The organism is Azohydromonas lata (assembly GCF_034427735.1).
Taxonomy (GTDB): domain Bacteria; phylum Pseudomonadota; class Gammaproteobacteria; order Burkholderiales; family Burkholderiaceae_C; genus Azohydromonas; species Azohydromonas lata.
Genome location: NZ_JAXOJX010000268.1, coordinates 1 through 251, shown reverse-complemented (window position 1 = coordinate 251; position 251 = coordinate 1). Strand labels below are relative to the sequence as shown.

Annotated in this window: 1 protein-coding gene; it reads right to left on the bottom strand. The window is 68.1% G+C overall.

Features of this window, described 5'->3' with window-relative positions; translation table 11 throughout:
- Window positions 1–251, bottom strand: a 251-nt coding sequence (locus SM757_RS35340) for a hypothetical protein (protein ID WP_322468916.1), incomplete at both ends; no start/stop codon positions are given.

Sequence of the window (251 nt, the reverse complement as noted above, 5' to 3'; positions counted from 1 at the left end):
AGCGCTGAAGCCCTTGAGGCTGAAGGCCACCGTGTTGGCGGCAATGGCCTGGCTGAACGTGTAGCTCTGGCTGCCGACGCTGACCTTGATGCCGGCCGCCACGGACGCACTGGTCCCCGTGTACCGCACGGCCACGGACGTGGCCTTGAGGTTGCCCAGGCCGTCGACACTGGCCGTCAATGTGCCGTTGGCCAGCTCAAATGCCGTGGTGCCGGCCGCGCCCGAGCGCAGGCCGAAGCTGGCGTTGCTCA